This is a genomic window from Flavobacterium sp. CFBP9031 (assembly GCF_034044945.1).
In the GTDB taxonomy this organism is placed as follows: domain Bacteria; phylum Bacteroidota; class Bacteroidia; order Flavobacteriales; family Flavobacteriaceae; genus Flavobacterium.
Map to the genome: position 1 here is coordinate 235,813 of NZ_JAXCWF010000005.1, position 17,795 is coordinate 253,607.

The following is a 17,795-nucleotide window of genomic DNA, read 5'->3' on the forward strand; positions in this document are numbered from 1 at the left end:
ATTTGATATTTTGAGTTTTATAAATTTTATCTTCCCATTGGAGGAGGTCCGCCCGCACGACCGCGGTTCATCTCCCTAAATTCTTCCATTTTTTTAATTACCGTTTCGTCGTATTCTTTCTGAGAAATTACTTTTCCTTTTTTCGAAGGTTTTATTTCCACTTTCTCTTTAGCATTCAAAACTATCTTCGAACACAAAATTGTAGTGGTTCCGTCGTTAATTTCTAAAATTAAACCTGGAAGTCCCCAGTAATTTTCTGGCCCTTGATTTATAGGAATTTCAGGTGTATACCAAGCTGTTACTACAATTTCTTTTGGAATTTCGAAGTTATCAGCAAAATTCGTTTTGGTATCTCCCGAAGTCTTTTTAGCCTCCTCTTTTTTATCTTCATCCTTTTTAGGTCTGAAGTTTCTAAAATCGGTTTTACTGGCTTGCTTTACCGCTGTTGCTTTATAACAATTGTAGCCTCCAATTTGCTTGGTTTCTTGTTCCAGTTTCCAGTCTAATTTTGGCAGCGAATCAATCACAAGAAATTCTTTACCCATAAATTCTTTATCAACCGTATACGTTTTTGTTTTTACATCTTTGTAAAAAGTACCGCCTCCACCTGTAAGCGAACCAAACATCATGCGAAAACCGCCTTGCTGCTGACCTGGCGCTTCTAGTTTTTCTTCTTCTTTGTAAATCGATGCTGCTTTATCGAAATTTAAAACGAATGTTTTTTCGAGCATCTTTTTCATACGCTCTTCCATGTTTTTCTGCATTTCTGGGGTAATATCTCTATTCCCGCGCATGCCTTCAAATTTTGGAGCCTGTGTTTTTGACTCATAAACAGCCATTCCCTGAAAATCTTTTTGCGCTTGAATTTGTGCAGAAACAAGCAGTAAAGTCATATAAAAAAATATCTTTTTCATTTCATTTTCTTTAAGTGAGTAAATCCGATAAAGCTTACATTCAAATGTATTATTTATTTTAAGATTCAAAAAACTAAATATATAAACGGCATTAAGGCATAGATAGAACCGCTTATTTTTTAGACTATTAGATTTAAAAAAGGTTTAAGACTCCAAATTGAAATTTTAAGGAGAGTTTTTTGTAATTTGGTGCTCTTGTAAATTAATTTTCTAATGTATAGAAACGTGCAAAAAATTTTATTTTCCGTATTTCTTTTCTGCACTTTTCATGCGCTTTCAGCTCAGGATCTGAGCATAAATCCAACTTTAATTTCGCAGTATAAAAACACTGCTGATGAATTTTTAGGATACGATTCGTTTGGATATTCCTATCAGATTACGAACAACGTTTTTAGCAAAATTAAAGGAAAAGAAATCTTCGAATACAAGAATGTTTCTTTGGGAAAAATAACAAAAGTCGATCTTCAAAATCCGTTAAAAATTGTTTTGTTTTATGAAGATTTCAACAGTGTCGTTTTATTAGACAATCAATTGAATAAAATGACCGAAATTAACTTTTCGCAAAATGCAGCGCCAATTGTAGTAAATGCCATCGGAATGTCTACGCAAAACCAGTTATGGATTTACAACACTTTAAATCAGCAAATTGGACTTTTTGATTATTTAAAAAATGAATATAAAACGCTTTCAATTCCATTGACTGAACCAATTCAATATTATCAAACCGATTTTAATACCTTCTATTGGATTGATAAAAAAAACAACGGGTATTCTTGTGATATTTTTGGAAAAATCACTTCATTAGGCCCAATAGGGGATTTTGATAAAATTGTTATAATTAGTCCTTCACAATATCTTTTCAGTAAGAATCGTTTACTGTACTTTAAAGGTATTAATAAGTCGAATCCAGAGGTAATTTCTGAGATTAAAATTTTAGAAAAAACCTTTGACAATTTTTATTACAAAGACCAAATTTTATCTATTTTTACAGCTACAGATATATCAAATTATAAAATCGTAACACCGTAATGCACATAGCAATAGCAGGAAACATAGGCGCAGGAAAAACCACTCTGACCAAATTATTGGCGAAACACTTCAAATGGGAACCTCATTATGAAGATGTAGTTGATAATCCGTACTTGGATGATTTCTACCATCAAATGGAGCGCTGGTCATTTAATCTTCAGATTTATTTCCTAAATAGCCGTTTCCGTCAAGTGCAGCAAATTCGCGAAAGCGGAAAAAGAATCATTCAGGATAGAACGATTTATGAAGATGCTCACATCTTTGCTCCCAACTTATATGCAATGGGATTAATGACGAGTCGTGATTTTGAAAATTATACGTCGTTGTTTGAATTAATGGAATCTTTGGTTAAAGCTCCAGATTTATTGATTTATTTAAGAAGTTCTATTCCGAATTTAGTGGGACAAATTCATAAACGCGGACGCGAATATGAAAACTCTATTTCGATAGATTATTTAAGTCGTTTGAACGAAAGATATGAAGCTTGGATCCAGACTTACACTAAAGGAAAACTCTTGATTATTGATGTTGATAATATCAATTTTGTTGATAATCCTGAAGATTTGGGTGATATCATTAATAGAATTGATGCTGAATTGAACGGATTGTTTTAGAACACGAATTACACAGATTAACACGAAATAAAAAAATGCCTCTAAATAATATTTAGAGGCATTTTTTATTTTTCAACTTTCAGAATTACCATATAAGTTATTGGTTTATAATATAAAATCTTGCATTAGAAAGAATATAAGTTTTTTTTAAATTTAACAAACAAAATACTACTTTAAGCAATTAAAATTGCGATCTTTATATTTTAAAAAGATTATGCTTAAAATAAAAATCATCTCGAGGGGTCTCTTTCTAAATATTATAATATTCATTATCGGCGCTTTAATGATTGACAGAAAACTCGATAATCTGTACCCTATTTTACCGTTGCTTTTATTTACAAATTTTTGCTATCAATGGTACATTTTTTCCAGCAATCCAAAATCTACAGATAAGTCAAATTGGACAGTTGCAACCATAAATTTTGTTCTGACTATAGTTCTCTCAATAGCTTCATTAGCAATCTGGATTATACTTCTAACTGTTTCTGGAATTCCAAAAAACAGGGCTGTTACTAATCACAATGTGCTTTATAAAAAAGAGTTTTCTAAAGATTTCAAAAAAAAACTTTTTAACGGAGACCTATATTTTTAACACATAGAATAAAACCTGATTGCAAAACTTTGTTAAAAGGAAAAGTCTCTCGAATAATTCAAGAGACTTTTAATTTGATTATCCTGGCAGGTTTAAAACCTCTCAGGTAGATTATTATTTCGCAGCTTCAACTTTTGCCAGAACTTCTTCTTCAGTTCCTTCAAAAACTTCGGTTGTTGTTTTACCATTTTCTGTTTTAGTAACAGTTCCAGTAGTTTTTCCGTTAATATTTTTAACCTCAACACGAACTGATTGGCTTTCGGTATGAGAGTATTTTCCTTTCGCATCAAAATGAGCTAAACATTTAGCTGTTTCTTCTTCAGAACAACCTTTTTCTTTACACATTTTAATACATTCTTCTTTTGTCATTCCAGACATATCTCCACATTTAGAAATTCCTGCATGCATTTCTGTTTTGGCACAGCAAGAAGCTTTTGTAGCAATATCTGATGGCGCGTGACCTTCTCCTAAAATTGGAGCAATTACCAATCCAATCAAACAAGTTAATTTAATTAAGATATTCATTGAAGGTCCAGAAGTGTCTTTAAACGGATCTCCAACTGTATCTCCTGTTACGGCAGCTTTATGCGCATCAGAACCTTTATAAGTCATTTCTCCGTTGATCATTACTCCTGCTTCAAAAGATTTTTTAGCATTATCCCAGGCGCCTCCCGCATTGTTTTGAAAAACTGCCCAAAGTACTCCAGAAACCGTAACTCCAGCCATATATCCTCCTAACATTTCAGCAATTAACTGATTGTTGTCTGAGTAAACTAATTTTCCTAAAAGAACAATTAAAATTGGGAAACCAATCGTTAAAATCCCTGGAAGCATCATTTCTCGTAAAGCAGCTTTTGTAGAAATCTCAACACATTTTCCATATTCTGGTTTTCCCGTTCCTTCCATAATTCCAGGAATTTCTTTGAACTGGCGACGAACTTCGTACACCATATCCATTGCCGCTTTTCCAACAGAATTCATTGCTAAAGCAGAGAAAACTACTGGTATCATTCCGCCGACAAATAACATCGCCAAAACTGGAGCTTTAAAAATATTGATTCCGTCAATTCCTGTAAAAGTTACATAGGCTGCAAATAATGCTAATGAAGTTAAGGCTGCAGAAGCAATAGCAAATCCTTTTCCTGTCGCTGCTGTTGTATTTCCAACTGAGTCTAAAATATCGGTTCTGGTACGAACTTCTTTTGGCAATTCGCTCATTTCAGCAATTCCTCCAGCATTATCAGAGATAGGTCCGAAAGCATCAATTGCTAATTGCATAGCAGTTGTCGCCATCATGGCTGAAGCCGCCAAAGCTACTCCATAAAATCCTGCTAAAGCATAGGAGATCCAAATTGCAACAGCAAACAATAATACCGTTGGGAAAGTCGAAATCATACCTGTTGCCAAACCAGCAATTACGTTTGTTCCTGCTCCCGTAGATGATTTTTGAACAATTGCCAAAACTGGTTTTGTTCCTAATCCTGTATAATATTCTGTTACTGATGAAATAGCTCCACCAACAACTAATCCGACCAATGTAGCGTAGAAAACACGCATTGACGAAATCGCTTTTGATCCTTCTCCAAAGAAACTCATCTGCATCGTTTCCGGAAGCATGTGCTGTACTAAAAAGAAACAAGCTACAGCTGTTAAAACAATCGAAACCCAGTTTCCTACATTTAAAGCTTTTTGAACTTGTGCTTCTTTGGCATTATCATCTGAAATTTTCACTAAAAGTGTTCCTATAATGGAAAATATAATCCCAAAACCGGCAATTGCCATTGGAAGCAAAATTGGGCCGATTCCGCCGAAAGCATCATTAATACTTCCGCCCATATCTTTTATAACATAATTTCCTAGTACCATTGCTGCAAGAACTGTTGCTACATAAGACCCAAACAAATCAGCTCCCATACCTGCAACGTCTCCTACGTTATCTCCTACGTTATCTGCAATTGTAGCAGGATTACGAGGATCATCTTCTGGAATTCCCGCTTCTACTTTACCAACTAAATCTGCTCCAACATCGGCTGCTTTAGTATAGATTCCACCTCCAACACGAGCAAACAAAGCAATTGATTCTGCTCCTAATGAAAATCCTGCTAAAGTTTCCAAGACAACTGTCATGGTATCTGTATCTTTCCAAACACCATCAGAGAATAAATGAAAGAAAATAATAAAAAAGGATGTTAAACCTAAAACGGCTAAACCAGCAACGCCAAGCCCCATGACAGTTCCACCGCCAAAAGAAACTTTTAAAGCCTGTGGCAAACTTGTACGAGCCGCTTGAGTAGTTCTAACGTTTGTTTTAGTTGCTATTTTCATTCCGATATTTCCAGCATAAGCCGAAAATAAAGCACCAAAAATAAATGCTATTACGATTAATAAATGTGTTTTTACTCCTGGAATAAAAGTAATTCCTGCCAAAGCTAAACTGGCGATAATTACAAAGATTGTTAATAATTTATATTCGGCTTTTAGAAAGGCTAAGGCTCCTTCGTAGATGTAATCTGAAATCTCTTTCATCTTACCGTCTCCAGCGTCTTGTTTTAAAACCCAAGTCCTTTTTATTCCCATGAAAAGTAATCCTAAAACTGCCATTATAATGGGCAGGTAAATCATAAATGCATTCATAATATTTTAATGGTTTTGGTTAATAGTCAACAATCTAACTAAAACGAATTTAAACAAAAAAGCAATACTCCTGACGGTAGTATTGCTTTTTTTATATTAGAATGCGGTTAAAATTATTTAATACTAAATAATCCAGCCGGTTTATTTTCAATGTCATCAAAACGTTTTGTACACTCAGCGATAATCTCGTAAGCTTCTTTTACGTCTCCCCATCCTTCTACATCTACTTTTTTGTTTTCAAGATCTTTGTAAACTTGGAAAAAGTGCTCGATTTCTTTTACTAAGTGAGGATTAATATCTGATAAATCTGTTAATGAATTCCAAATTGGATCTGAAACTGGTACACAAATAATTTTTTCGTCTGGTCCTTTATCATCTGCCATGTGGAATACACCGATTGGCTTAACTTCCATAACACATCCAGGGAAAGTTGGTTCGTTTACCAAAACTAATACGTCAAGAGGATCACCATCTAAAGCTAAAGTTTCTGGAATAAATCCGTAATCTGCTGGGTACATCATTGAAGAGAATAACATTCTGTCAAAACGCATTCTTTTGATTTCAAAATCGTACTCATATTTATTTCTGCTTCCTCTTGGTATTTCGATTAATACATCGAAAGTCGTTAATTTGTCTGCGGTCATTTTCGTTTTTTATTATTTCTATAATTTCGGTTGCAAAAATAACTAAAGAATCTAGTTCTACAATAAAAAACAAGGTTAAATTATCTGTATTAGAGTTTAAAATACAAGCATTTAATAACTAATCGTTCGATTTCTTTTTTTTAGGTAATAATGCCAAAGTAAATAAGTCGCATAAGATCGATATGGACTCCATTGTTCTGCATGAATTTCCATTTCTTGTTTATCATGAATATTAAGTAATTCTTTGATGGTATTGATTACTGCAATATCGCCAAGCGGAATCAAATCGGGCTCTTCCAGACAAAACATTAAATAAATATCGATAGTCCAGTTTCCAATTCCTTTTAATTTAATGAGTTCTTCGCGAACTTGTTTTGCAGATTTCAAAGCCAAACTTTCAATATCTAATTCTTTGTTTAAAACTGCTTCCGCTAAGATTTTGATGTATTTTGTTTTCTGACGGCTTACTCCTAGATTTCTAAATTCTTCATCAGACAAAACGGCCATGTTTTCAGGATCGCAAGTTTTGTAAGCTTTTATTTTCAAAAAAGTGGCTTTCGCCGAATCTATAGAAACCTGCTGTTCGAGTATAAGCAAAACCAAAGTTTCAAAACCTGGAGGACGTTTGGGAATTGGAGGCAATCCGTATTTTTCTATGATTTCAAGAAATATTGGATTTTTAGATGAAAGAAAATCAATTGCTTCTTGCATGGTTTTGGGTTTTGAAAGTAAATCAAAAATAAGAAAAATGAAACTAGTTCTCGCAAAGACGCAAAGGCGCTAAGTTTTTTTTTCACGCAGATTCTGCAGATTTAAGCAAATTCTATTTTTCCAATCTTAAATATATTTAATCTGTGTTTATCTGCTCAAATCCGCAGAATCTGCGTGAGAAAAAGTATTAAAAACACAAAAAAAGTCGCAAAGATTTAAACCTTTGCGACTCTGTAACTTTGAACCTTTGCCCCTAAATACAATTAGAAATAGAATCCAAAAGATCCTTTTACTGCAAATTTGTGAGCATCTGGCATATCTAGATAATTTCCTCTCCAAGAAAAATCAATTCGAAAAACTTTAAATATATTTCCAATTCCTGTATGATACTCCCAATACACTTTTTCTGGAGCATTATAAGGTAATCCAGAGGCATTAATCGCGCGGTTGGCATCAGAAATTGTTCCGTGAACCGCTCTTACTCCAACAAACTCTCTCCAATTAAGTTTTCTCATAAAAGGAACTCTTGCGAATAATCTTCCTCCAAAATCATGGTTCCACTGCAGGGTCGTATATTGATCCGTAACAAATTCGTAGAAATTCAAGTTACTGAATGTATTCTCGATTGTAAAATACGTCTGGTTACCTGGAATTACACTCATCAAACCTAACGGAATTGTACCAAATGTTTTTCCTGTTTCAACTGTAATATTTGATCTTCCTAAAGGTCCAATAATGATTGGCTGCCTGTAAAAAACTTGAATTTTTTCGTAAGCAAAATCACTGTCAAAAACTCCTTTTAAACCATAACTAAAATTCACAAAGAAATGACTAAAAGGGCTATCAACTAAATCTCTTTCGACACCATAACCAATAGTTTTGCGGTTAGGCATATATTCAAATTGAATATTTGCTTCAGATTGTTTTACTGCACTTTCAATAACTCCAGCTGGATTTTCAGGAGTTGGTAAAGTCGAATAATAATCTAAACTAAATGTTTTTGATGCCGATTCTAATGTACGATACGAGAAACCAGCCTGAACTATAAAGTTCTTTTTAGCTTCCATTTCAACAGAAACATTACTCAGATTAATGTTAGTCAGCTTACCATTACTTCCCGTTGTAAACAAAGCAGAAGAAGCAAAACTTCGCCCTAAAACATCATTTGTTGTAGTTAAGCTTGCACCAATTTGTTCAATATCACGCCTATTTCCTCCAGAAATAATAACACGGTTTTTCTTGTCAACCATCCATTTTCCAGAAACTCCGTATTTGAATTTATTATCATCAAATCCATAAGCTGTATAGGCTTGAATACGCCAAGGATCATTTGGTCCAAAATAGGTCCTTCCTCCCACTCTCAACCTTAAACCTTCGACTTCATTATATCCAAAAGTTGAAAAAATTGGTCCGTAATCGAAGTTTTTAAACTCAACATAACCACTTCCTAAAATGGAGACGAGATTATACAACTGCTTAAATCGCTTTACTGTTTGCAGTGTATCGAGCATTTTATAAATTCCCTGTTCGTCTTTATTTAATTTTTCAAAACGATTTTCGTCCCAGAATTCAGGCGGTCGATCATAGACTGCATTATCAATAAAATTGACTTCTTCTTTGTAAAACTTCTCGGGTTTCTGAATATTGAATTTATGATTGCGATATAAAGTTGTTCTTTTACCATAAACTCCTTTTGATTTTTCTTTTTTATTTAAAGCAAAATCGGACATCATGTAATCACGCGTCAAAAGGAAAATTGAATCGTTTTGCACATCAAACTCCTGTTCGATATAAATATCTTTTACCCAGTTAATATTGGCACTTTTGGTTACGCCCATATTAATTTTTTTGATCGCAAAAGTGGTATCGTTAACCCAAAAATCTCCTTTAAAAGTTAATTCGTTTTTACGTCTAGGATAAAAGACAATATTATAACACCATTTTTTATCTACAAATGCACTGTCTTTTAAGACATAATTGTAAACATCAATTCCTGTTCTTGAAAGTGGGCTTGTAAAACTTTTATCAAAAAACTTAAGGTGATTATCGTAAATATTATACTCAGAATAAAGGTCTTTTACAAAGGATAAAATCTGCTGATTTCCATTAAAACCAGACATTTTATTTCCTGTTATATTTTCTTTTACTTTCTTTAATTTATTATCGCCATAAACATCATAAACAGATTCGTTAATAAAAATTGGCAGATACGTTTTTCCTGTAACATCTGAAGTATCAACATGATTAAAGATAAACTCCATTCCTTTAAAAAGCTTGTTTTTCATGAATGCACTATCAATAGTGTTCATGTCAAACTCTACTTTTTCATACTTCTGCATTTGATATTGATTAAACTGATAAAGTCCGTTTTTACGTTTTCTTTCCCAGATTTTTCTTAAAATATCCAATGCGGGATTGTTCTTTTTAGAAGTTTTACCCGTATAAATTACAACTTCATTTAGCGCTTCGGCTTCGCCTAAAACAATTTTGAAATTATAATTAACTGCTTTTTCTAACGGAACTTCTTTATCCGAAAATCCTGCCGAAGTAACAATAAGTGCCGTATACGTATTTGGAGATTCTAAATAAAAACGTCCATCTTCGTTAGAAACGATTCCTATATTAGAACCTTTAAATACAACATTTGCAAAAGGTATTGGCTGATTGGTTTTGTCCAAAACAACTCCACTCACCTTAGTTTGTGCAGTAGCAACATTCGCAAATGCAAATAAAAAATATAAGAGAAGTAGAGTTAATTTGTTCATTATAAAGTAAAAAAAAACTTCACCAATCCATGTTTGTCTGATGAAGTTTTATGAGTATTATGTATTTGTATTATTTATATAATACTTTTTTTACTGCTTTTACTACATCACCTGCATTTGGCAACCAGTCTTTAAGCAGTACTGGAGAATACGGTGCAGGAGTATCTGCAGTTGTAATACGTTGAATTGGCGCATCAAGGAAGTCAAACGCTTGTTCTTGTACGATATAAGATATTTCAGAAGAAAGGCTGGCAACTGGCCAAGCTTCCTCAAGAATTACTAAACGATTTGTTTTTTTAACCGATTTTAAGATTGCATCTTTATCCATTGGACGAACTGTTCTTAAATCGATGATCTCACAAGAGATACCTTCTTTAGCTAATTCATCAGCAGCGATAAAAGCTTCTTTGATAATTTTTCCGAAAGAAACAATTGTTACATCTGTTCCTTCACGTTTAACATCAGCAACACCTAGAGGGATTGTATATTCTCCGTCTGGCACTTCACCTTTGTCACCGTACATTTGCTCAGATTCCATGAAAATAACTGGATCGTTATCACGGATAGCAGATTTCAAAAGTCCTTTTGCATCGTAAGGAGTTGAAGGAACAACAACTTTAAGACCTGGAGTGTTAGCAAACCAGTTTTCTAAAGCTTGTGAGTGAGTAGCTCCTAATTGACCAGCAGAAGCTGTTGGTCCGCGGAAAACGATAGGCACATTAAATTGTCCTCCTGTCATTTGACGCATTTTAGCAGCGTTATTTATAATTTGATCAATACCAACTAAACAGAAGTTGAATGTCATATATTCTACAATAGGACGGTTTCCATTCATTGCAGAACCTACTGCAATTCCTGAAAATCCAAGCTCAGCGATTGGAGTATCAATTACTCTCTTTTCACCAAACTCAGCAAGCATTCCTTTAGAAGCTTTGTAAGCTCCATTGTATTCTGCAACCTCTTCTCCCATTAAATATATGGATTCATCGCGACGCATTTCTTCACTCATCGCTTCGCAAATGGCCTCTCTAAATTGTATTGTTCTCATATTTTATATTGTATGTTGAATTTTCTGAAGAGCAAAAATAAATATTTTAAATAACTTAAAAGCATAAATTGAATTTAAAATCGTACGAACTTCTATCTGTTCTGCCATTTTAACTTTTTAATCTTTATTGTGATAATTACGAAATCGATATAATAACGTACAAATCACACTTAATCGCTCTAAAATATTTTTCAGACAAACTTTTATCTATTTGTTTAATTCTTGTCTCTCCAAAATTCATTCATCAAAACGCAAAAAATCAAAAAATAGTATTTATCAGACAAAAATAATTTACATTCCAATTATCGGTTATTGCAAAATTCCTAACAATCAGACAAAATGAATATTATTTTATTTTTAGATTACGATGAAAATCATCCAAAACTGAACAATCTGCGAAATCGTAATAGTTTTAAAAAATATTATGCATGCATAGTATAATTATTCCAAATTAAATTCTAAATTTGTAAAAGCATATTATAAATTCAAAATATATACTTATGAAAATACTAGTTTGCATCAGCCATGTGCCTGATACTACTTCAAAAATTAACTTTACCAACGGTGATTCAGAATTTGACACTAATGGAGTACAATATGTAATTAACCCTAACGACGAATTCGGTCTTACACGCGCAATCTGGTTTCAAGAACAACAAGGAGCAAATGTAACGGTTGTAAACGTTGGAGGTCCTGATACTGAACCAACTTTGCGTAAAGCATTGGCAATTGGAGCAAACGAAGCAATTCGTGTTAATGCAAACCCTACTGATGGTTTTTTTGTTGCAAAACAATTGGCAGAAGTTATTAAAAACGGTGGTTACGACTTAGTAATTGCTGGTAAAGAATCTTTAGATTATAATGGAGGGATGGTTCCTGGAATGATCGCTGGTATTTTAGGCTCTAATTTCTTAAACTCTTGCACTTCTTTAACTGTTGACGGAAATAATGTAAAAGCTGTTCGTGAAATCGACGGTGGAAAAGAAACAGTAAGCACAACTCTTCCTTTAATCATTGGAGGTCAAAAAGGTCTTGTTGAAGAAAAAGATTTACGTATCCCGAACATGAGAGGAATTATGACAGCCAGAACTAAGGCTCTTACTATTCTTGAGCCAGTTGATGCTGCTGTAAATACAAAAGCCGTGAAATTTGAAAAACCAGCTCCAAAATCGGCAGTAAAATTAGTTTCTGCAGATAATTTAGATGAGTTAATCAATTTATTACACAACGAGGCAAAGGTGATTTAAGATTGTAGAATTTAGATTTTAGATTGCAGATTGCAATACTAAATCTAAAACTCAACATTTGATTCACTTCAAAATCTAAAATCAATAATCATTTTAGATTTCAATTTTTAAATCTGAAATCTAAAATCTAAAATCTAAAATTGTTATGTCAATATTAATATATGCAGAATCTGCAGAAGGAAAATTTAAAAAAGTTGCTTTCGAATTAGCTTCTTACGCTAAGAAAGTAGCTGAATCATTAGGAACAACTGTTACGGCTTTGACTGTAAACATTAGCGATGTAAGCGAATTAGGCAAATACGGAGTTGATAAAGTTCTAAAAGTAAGCAATGATAAATTAGCTGGTTTTAATGCAAAAGCTTATGCTGATGTTATCAAACAAGCTGCTGAAAAAGAAGGAACAAAAGTAGTTTTACTTTCTTCTACAACAGATAGCATTTACCTTTCTCCACTAGTAGCGGTAGGCTTAGAAGCTGGTTTTGCTTCAAATGTAGTTGGATTGCCTGTTAGCACTTCTCCATTTCAAGTAAAAAGAAATGCTTTCTCAAACAAAGCTTTCAATATTACTCAAATCGATACAGATGTAAAAGTTATTGGTTTAGCCAAAAACTCTTACGGTCTTTTTGAAAGCGCAGGAGCTGTTGCTGCTGAAGACTTTAACCCAACCGTTGGAGACAATGACTTTGGAGTAAAAGTAGAATCTGTAGAAAAAGTATCTGGAAAAGTTTCTATCGCTGACGCCGATATTGTAGTTTCTGGCGGACGTGGATTAAAAGGTCCAGAAAACTGGGGATTAGTTGAAAATCTTGCCGCTGTACTTGGCGCTGCAACTGCTTGCTCTAAACCAGTTTCAGATTTAGGATGGAGACCTCACAGCGAACACGTTGGACAAACAGGAAAACCTGTAGCAACAAACTTATATATTGCAATTGGTATTTCTGGAGCTATCCAACACATTGCGGGTATTAACTCTTCTAAAGTAAAAGTAGTAATCAATAACGACCCAGAAGCACCTTTCTTCAAAGTTGCAGATTATGGTATCGTTGGAGATGCTTTTGAAATTGTACCGCAATTGACAGAGAAATTAAAAGCTTTTAAAGCGCAGCATTCTTAATACAAAGAATTCTCTTTAAAAAATATTGTCGCCTAAAAACAAGATGTTGTATCTTTGTTTATAGGCGGCTTTTTTGTTCCATATTTTTTGATTAAAATTGCAGCTTTATTTTTCAAACCAAAAAAGTATTAAAATAAGGTGCTAAGTGCCTTTTTTACAAACATATATGAGTCTAGTAAAATTATCCATAAAAGGAATTTCATACAGTCAAACTCAAAATGGCGCTTATGCCTTAATTTTGAATGAAGTCGATGGCGAAAGAAAATTACCCATTGTTATTGGCGCTTTTGAAGCCCAGTCAATCGCTATTGCTTTAGAAAAAGAAATAAAACCGCCACGTCCTTTAACTCACGATTTATTTAAAAATTTTGCCGAAAGATTTGATATTGTAGTAAAACAAGTTATCATTCACAAATTAGTCGATGGTGTTTTCTACTCTAGTTTAATTTGTGAAAGAGATAAAATCGAAGAAATTATCGACGCAAGAACTTCTGATGCTATTGCTTTGGCACTGCGTTTTAATGCTCCTATTTTTACTTATAAAAACATCTTAGACAAAGCTGGGATTTATCTAAAATCAAATACTGCTGAAACAGATTCTGGAGCTCAGGAAATAGATGATGTTCTTTCAAATCCTGAAACTTTCGGACACGAAGAAGAAAGCAACCAATCTGGAGATGTTTACGCAAAACATTCTTTACAGGAATTAAACGAGCTTTTAGACCAAGCCGTTTCTCAAGAAGATTACGAAAAAGCAGCAAAAATTAGAGACGAAATCTCTAGAAGATAATTTTTAGGCTATAAGCCGTAAGCTTTAGGCTATAAGCTTAAAGCATAATCATAAAAAAACAAACTTTAAGCATTAGGACAAAGCCTAAAGCTTGAAGCCTAAAGCTTAAAGCAAAGATGAAGCAATACTTAGATTTAGTAAAACACGTTTTAGAAAACGGCAATCAAAAAGGAGACCGAACTGGAACTGGGACAAAAAGTGTTTTTGGCTACCAAATGCGTTTTGATTTAAGTGAAGGTTTCCCAATGGTCACAACAAAAAAACTGCATTTAAAATCCATCATTTACGAATTGCTTTGGTTTTTAAAAGGCGATACAAACGTAAAATACCTTCAGGAAAACGGAGTCAAAATTTGGGATGAATGGGCAGATTCTAATGGCGATTTAGGACCTGTTTACGGTCATCAATGGCGTAATTGGAATAGTGAGGAAATAGATCAGATTTCTGAATTAATTAAAGAATTAAAAACAAATCCGAATAGCAGAAGAATGTTGGTTTCTGCTTGGAACCCTTCGGTTTTGCCAGATACTAAAAAGTCTTTTGAAGAGAATGTTGCCAATAACAAAGCAGCATTACCTCCATGCCATGCCTTTTTTCAGTTTTATGTAGCAAGCCCAGATCCTGAAAAAGGCGAAACAAAAGGAAAATTATCTTGCCAATTGTATCAGCGAAGTGCTGATATCTTTTTGGGAGTTCCTTTTAACATTGCTTCTTATGCATTGCTAACCATGATGATCGCACAAGTATGCGATTTAGAAGCAGGCGAATTTATTCATACTTTTGGTGATGCACACATTTATAACAATCACTTTGAGCAATTAGAATTACAACTTTCGAGAGAACCAAAACCATTACCAAAAATGATTTTAAATCCGGAGATTAAAAACATTTTTGATTTTGATTATAATGATTTCACACTGGTAGATTACGATCCGCATCCAGCCATAAAAGGAAGTGTTGCTGTATAATAATAAAAAAATCCGCTTAAAAATTTAAGCGGATTTTTTTATACAACTAAAACTCCATTTTCACTTCCGGCATAATCGTTCCATTTGTAAAAATCGGCTTCAGGATCGTTAACATAATTTCCGTCGATTACATACTTAAATTCGTAAATCGCATCTTTCACCAAATCGTAAGTTGCTTTAAACGTTCCGTTTTTTAACTTGCTTAAAGTTCCTTCTGAGGCATTCCAGTTATTAAAATCTCCAACCACCGCTGCCGAATCAGCATCTTTGGCATCTATTGAAAATGTAACTTTAACAACCGGCTTCGTTTTGATAAATTGTTTTTTCAAAGACATAACTATTTCGTTTTTAGATTTATACCATCTAAAATTACTTAAATTCAACGAAACACTAACTAACCCCAGAACCGATTTATGATAATACCAAAAACAGCATATTATTTTCGCTTTATCTGTAATTTAAAGTGGTTAAAATTTTGTTTTTCAAATTCTTATAATTTTTAAAAGCAAATATTCCCAATCCAAAATATGGACTTTCGAAAATAAATTTTAACTTTATAATCTCATTTTTATCTTATGGAAAAAGAAGTACACGAACAATACGAATACGCTAGACGCCGGTTAAGACAAAAAAAAATCTTATATTTTCATTTTGTTCTTTTCCTTCTAGGAAGTTTATTCCTATTTATTGGCAACAAATTTTTTGGTTTTGGTGAGGGCACAACCCAAAACTGGTGTATTTGGGGAATTACAATCTGGCTTTTCCTTTTTATTCTACATTTTATAAAAGTGTACATAACTGACCGTTTTATGAATAAAAAATGGGAAAGAGAACAAATTGATCGATTAGTTGCTTTACAGCAAAAACGAATCAGTCAGCTCGAATCTTCTATTAACGAAGAAAATGAAAATAAAATTTAGTTAGGCATACCATGATTATAATGATAGCGGCTGCAGCCGAAAATAATGCGCTTGGAAAAAACAATGAATTAGTATGGCATTTGCCAAATGATTTTAAAAGATTTAAATCGCTTACTACTGGTCATCATATTATTATGGGAAGAAAAACTTTTGAAAGTTTCCCAAAACCATTACCTGACCGTGTTCATGTTGTAATTTCTCGCCAAGAAAATTATAAACCAGAAGGATGCATCGTAGTAGATAGTATTGAAAAGGCTATTGCAATATGTCCTGAAAATGATGACAGCTACGTTATAGGCGGTGGAGAAATTTACAATCTTGCCCTTCCCTTTACCGACATTATTGAATTAACCAAAGTTCATCATTCTTTTGAAGCAGATGCCTTTTTTCCTAAAATCAATAAAAGTGAGTGGACTTTGGTAGAATCTGAAGAAAATTATAAAGACGAAAAACATCTTTATGATTACACTTATGAAACTTACATTAGAAAATAAATAAAAAACATCCTCTTTTAACGGAGGATGTTTTTAAATAATTGACATGAAGCTTAACTCGCTCAAGAAAAAATTTTTGTTTAAAAAAATCACAAATGTTGAGAAACATTTGTAAAACTGAATAACATTTAATGTTGTTTGAGACCTAAATCTCAAAAAGCCTTTAATAACAAATACCACTAAGATATTAAAGGCAGAAAATTAAAATTTCCAAAAACAAATTTAATCCTAAGAACGTACTTTGCACTTAATATAGTATATCCCCCCAAAGAACGATACTTACAAAACTCTTTCATGAACAAATGAAATTACCAGCGCAAAAAAAGCAACCATTTGTTTAAGTCATGGCGACATTATCAATCATTAACTTTAATCATTTTTACTTTGACAAAGTTGCTCATAATAGCCTTATTAGACAATACCGTGATTTAGGGATTTTGATAAAATCCCTAGATTTAGGGATAGCAGAAATACCCTTTTATTCTGTTTTAAAATAAACACTCCAAAACATTTATTTGACAAATTAAAAAACTCAATTACAGTTAAACTAGATTGTTTATATTTGCCTAAATAAAAAAAATGTCTGAAAAAGTAACTCCGTATAAAGACTCTACCTTAGGTAAAAAAGAGCAAGTAACCCAAATGTTTGATACCATTTCTGGGAATTACGACAATTTGAATCGTGTAATTTCATTTGGAATTGATGTTAAATGGCGTAAAAAAGTATTAAAAATTGTTTCAGACAAAAAACCAAAAGTTATTCTGGATATTGCAACAGGCACTGGTGACTTAGCCATTTTAATGGCAAAGACCAATGCTGAAAAAATTATTGGCCTAGATATCTCTGCTGGAATGCTAGAAGTTGGTAAAAAGAAAGTTGAAGAAAAAAATCTATCCAATATTATTGAACTAGTTTTAGGCGATTCTGAAAATATGCCTTTTGAGGACAATTACTTTGATGCTATTACGGTTGGCTTCGGTGTGAGAAATTTTGAAAACCTAGAAAAAGGTTTTGCAGAAATCTTAAGAGTCTTAAAACCAAATGGAGTATTTGTTATATTAGAGACTTCTGTCCCAGATAAATTTCCTTATAAACAAGGTTATAATTTTTACAGCAAAAATATACTTCCATTAATTGGTAAATTATTCTCTAAAGATAATGATGCCTATGGCTATTTGTCTGAATCTGCTGCCGCTTTTCCTTATGGAGAAGCCTTAAACAATATTTTGAGAAAAACTGGGTTTATAGATGTTGTGGCAATGCCCCAAACTTTTGGTGTCGCAACAATTTATTCTGCATCTAAAAAATAG

General features: G+C 33.2%; 16 protein-coding genes. 9 read left to right on the plus strand and 7 right to left on the minus strand.

What is annotated here, in order from left to right; genetic code table 11:
• Positions 1-26: 26 nt before the first annotated feature.
• Positions 27-914, minus strand: coding sequence for a GLPGLI family protein (locus SOM12_RS10675; RefSeq protein WP_095928083.1), 888 nt, complete (start codon positions 912-914; stop codon positions 27-29).
• A 213-nt stretch (positions 915-1,127) separates the two neighbouring features.
• Here SOM12_RS10675 and SOM12_RS10680 point away from each other — a divergent pair, with 213 nt between their 5' ends.
• Both SOM12_RS10680 and SOM12_RS10685 read left to right on the plus strand, forming a co-directional pair.
• The gene (locus SOM12_RS10680; RefSeq protein ID WP_414655673.1) at positions 1,128-1,943 is read left to right on the plus strand and encodes a hypothetical protein; all 816 of its coding nucleotides are present in this window, start codon (positions 1,128-1,130) and stop codon (positions 1,941-1,943) included.
• The gene (locus tag SOM12_RS10685) at positions 1,943-2,557 is read left to right on the plus strand and encodes a deoxynucleoside kinase (protein WP_095928085.1); all 615 of its coding nucleotides are present in this window, start codon (positions 1,943-1,945) and stop codon (positions 2,555-2,557) included. Before SOM12_RS10680 ends, SOM12_RS10685 begins: the two co-directional genes overlap by 1 nt.
• Positions 2,558-3,263: 706 nt before the next feature.
• On the opposite strand, the gene SOM12_RS10690 is transcribed toward SOM12_RS10685, so the two are convergent.
• From SOM12_RS10690 to SOM12_RS10710, 5 genes are all read right to left on the minus strand, one after another.
• Positions 3,264-5,783 carry a sodium-translocating pyrophosphatase gene (locus SOM12_RS10690; RefSeq protein ID WP_320493415.1) on the minus strand — a complete coding sequence of 840 codons (2,520 nt, stop codon included), beginning with the start codon at positions 5,781-5,783 and terminating at the stop codon, positions 3,264-3,266.
• 113 nt (positions 5,784-5,896) lie between these two features.
• On the minus strand, positions 5,897-6,427 hold the full coding sequence (locus SOM12_RS10695; protein ID WP_095928087.1) for an inorganic diphosphatase: 531 nt from the start codon (positions 6,425-6,427) through the stop codon (positions 5,897-5,899).
• A gap of 111 nt (positions 6,428-6,538) precedes the next feature.
• Positions 6,539-7,138, minus strand: coding sequence for a DNA-3-methyladenine glycosylase family protein (locus SOM12_RS10700; RefSeq protein ID WP_095928088.1), 600 nt, complete (start codon positions 7,136-7,138; stop codon positions 6,539-6,541).
• Positions 7,139-7,401: 263 nt separating this feature from the next.
• Complete coding sequence (locus tag SOM12_RS10705; protein ID WP_320493416.1) at positions 7,402-9,903, minus strand: DUF5686 and carboxypeptidase-like regulatory domain-containing protein; 2,502 nt, start codon at positions 9,901-9,903, stop codon at positions 7,402-7,404.
• Positions 9,904-9,973: 70 nt separating this feature from the next.
• Positions 9,974-10,951 (minus strand): pyruvate dehydrogenase complex E1 component subunit beta, encoded by a 978-nt coding sequence (locus SOM12_RS10710; protein ID WP_008466560.1) that lies wholly within the window; start codon positions 10,949-10,951, stop codon positions 9,974-9,976.
• A gap of 500 nt (positions 10,952-11,451) precedes the next feature.
• On the opposite strand from SOM12_RS10710, the gene SOM12_RS10715 reads away from it, so the two are divergent.
• The 4 genes from SOM12_RS10715 to SOM12_RS10730 all read left to right on the plus strand — a co-directional run bounded on the left by SOM12_RS10715 (position 11,452) and on the right by SOM12_RS10730 (position 15,070).
• On the plus strand, positions 11,452-12,198 hold the full coding sequence (locus SOM12_RS10715) for an electron transfer flavoprotein subunit beta/FixA family protein (protein WP_095928090.1): 747 nt from the start codon (positions 11,452-11,454) through the stop codon (positions 12,196-12,198).
• A 145-nt stretch (positions 12,199-12,343) separates the two neighbouring features.
• Positions 12,344-13,312: an electron transfer flavoprotein subunit alpha/FixB family protein gene (locus tag SOM12_RS10720; protein WP_320493417.1), complete on the plus strand. Its 969-nt coding sequence runs from the start codon at positions 12,344-12,346 to the stop codon at positions 13,310-13,312.
• Positions 13,313-13,478: 166 nt separating this feature from the next.
• Complete coding sequence (locus SOM12_RS10725) at positions 13,479-14,102, plus strand: bifunctional nuclease family protein (RefSeq protein ID WP_008466556.1); 624 nt, start codon at positions 13,479-13,481, stop codon at positions 14,100-14,102.
• A gap of 116 nt (positions 14,103-14,218) precedes the next feature.
• Positions 14,219-15,070, plus strand: a complete 852-nt coding sequence (locus tag SOM12_RS10730; protein ID WP_095928092.1) for a thymidylate synthase — start codon at positions 14,219-14,221, stop codon at positions 15,068-15,070.
• Positions 15,071-15,108: 38 nt separating this feature from the next.
• Here SOM12_RS10730 and SOM12_RS10735 read toward each other — a convergent pair whose 3' ends face one another.
• Positions 15,109-15,405, minus strand: a complete 297-nt coding sequence (locus SOM12_RS10735; RefSeq protein ID WP_095928206.1) for an isoamylase early set domain-containing protein — start codon at positions 15,403-15,405, stop codon at positions 15,109-15,111.
• Between the two features lie 240 nt (positions 15,406-15,645).
• Between SOM12_RS10735 and SOM12_RS10740 the strand changes: the two genes are divergently transcribed.
• The 3 genes from SOM12_RS10740 to ubiE all read left to right on the plus strand — a co-directional run bounded on the left by SOM12_RS10740 (position 15,646) and on the right by ubiE (position 17,795).
• On the plus strand, positions 15,646-15,990 hold the full coding sequence (locus SOM12_RS10740; RefSeq protein ID WP_095928093.1) for a 2TM domain-containing protein: 345 nt from the start codon (positions 15,646-15,648) through the stop codon (positions 15,988-15,990).
• Positions 15,991-16,001: 11 nt separating this feature from the next.
• On the plus strand, positions 16,002-16,484 hold the full coding sequence (locus SOM12_RS10745) for a dihydrofolate reductase (protein WP_095928094.1): 483 nt from the start codon (positions 16,002-16,004) through the stop codon (positions 16,482-16,484).
• Positions 16,485-17,063: 579 nt separating this feature from the next.
• Entirely contained in the window at positions 17,064-17,795 is a 732-nt protein-coding gene (ubiE, locus tag SOM12_RS10750) for a bifunctional demethylmenaquinone methyltransferase/2-methoxy-6-polyprenyl-1,4-benzoquinol methylase UbiE (protein WP_095928095.1), read from the plus strand.

Excerpts from the sequence above, each read along its gene's own strand:
- SOM12_RS10675 (WP_095928083.1), bottom strand. The coding sequence starts at position 914 with ATGAAAAAGATATTTTTTTATATGACTTTACTGCTTGTTTCTGCACAA.
- SOM12_RS10680 (WP_414655673.1), top strand. The coding sequence starts at position 1,128 with ATGTATAGAAACGTGCAAAAAATTTTATTTTCCGTATTTCTTTTCTGC.
- SOM12_RS10685 (WP_095928085.1), top strand. The coding sequence starts at position 1,943 with ATGCACATAGCAATAGCAGGAAACATAGGCGCAGGAAAAACCACTCTG.
- SOM12_RS10690 (WP_320493415.1), bottom strand. The coding sequence starts at position 5,783 with ATGAATGCATTTATGATTTACCTGCCCATTATAATGGCAGTTTTAGGA.
- SOM12_RS10695 (WP_095928087.1), bottom strand. The coding sequence starts at position 6,427 with ATGACCGCAGACAAATTAACGACTTTCGATGTATTAATCGAAATACCA.
- SOM12_RS10700 (WP_095928088.1), bottom strand. The coding sequence starts at position 7,138 with ATGCAAGAAGCAATTGATTTTCTTTCATCTAAAAATCCAATATTTCTT.
- SOM12_RS10705 (WP_320493416.1), bottom strand. The coding sequence starts at position 9,903 with ATGAACAAATTAACTCTACTTCTCTTATATTTTTTATTTGCATTTGCG.
- SOM12_RS10710 (WP_008466560.1), bottom strand. The coding sequence starts at position 10,951 with ATGAGAACAATACAATTTAGAGAGGCCATTTGCGAAGCGATGAGTGAA.
- SOM12_RS10715 (WP_095928090.1), top strand. The coding sequence starts at position 11,452 with ATGAAAATACTAGTTTGCATCAGCCATGTGCCTGATACTACTTCAAAA.
- SOM12_RS10720 (WP_320493417.1), top strand. The coding sequence starts at position 12,344 with ATGTCAATATTAATATATGCAGAATCTGCAGAAGGAAAATTTAAAAAA.
- SOM12_RS10725 (WP_008466556.1), top strand. The coding sequence starts at position 13,479 with ATGAGTCTAGTAAAATTATCCATAAAAGGAATTTCATACAGTCAAACT.
- SOM12_RS10730 (WP_095928092.1), top strand. The coding sequence starts at position 14,219 with ATGAAGCAATACTTAGATTTAGTAAAACACGTTTTAGAAAACGGCAAT.
- SOM12_RS10735 (WP_095928206.1), bottom strand. The coding sequence starts at position 15,405 with ATGTCTTTGAAAAAACAATTTATCAAAACGAAGCCGGTTGTTAAAGTT.
- SOM12_RS10740 (WP_095928093.1), top strand. The coding sequence starts at position 15,646 with ATGGAAAAAGAAGTACACGAACAATACGAATACGCTAGACGCCGGTTA.
- SOM12_RS10745 (WP_095928094.1), top strand. The coding sequence starts at position 16,002 with ATGATTATAATGATAGCGGCTGCAGCCGAAAATAATGCGCTTGGAAAA.
- ubiE (WP_095928095.1), top strand. The coding sequence starts at position 17,064 with ATGTCTGAAAAAGTAACTCCGTATAAAGACTCTACCTTAGGTAAAAAA.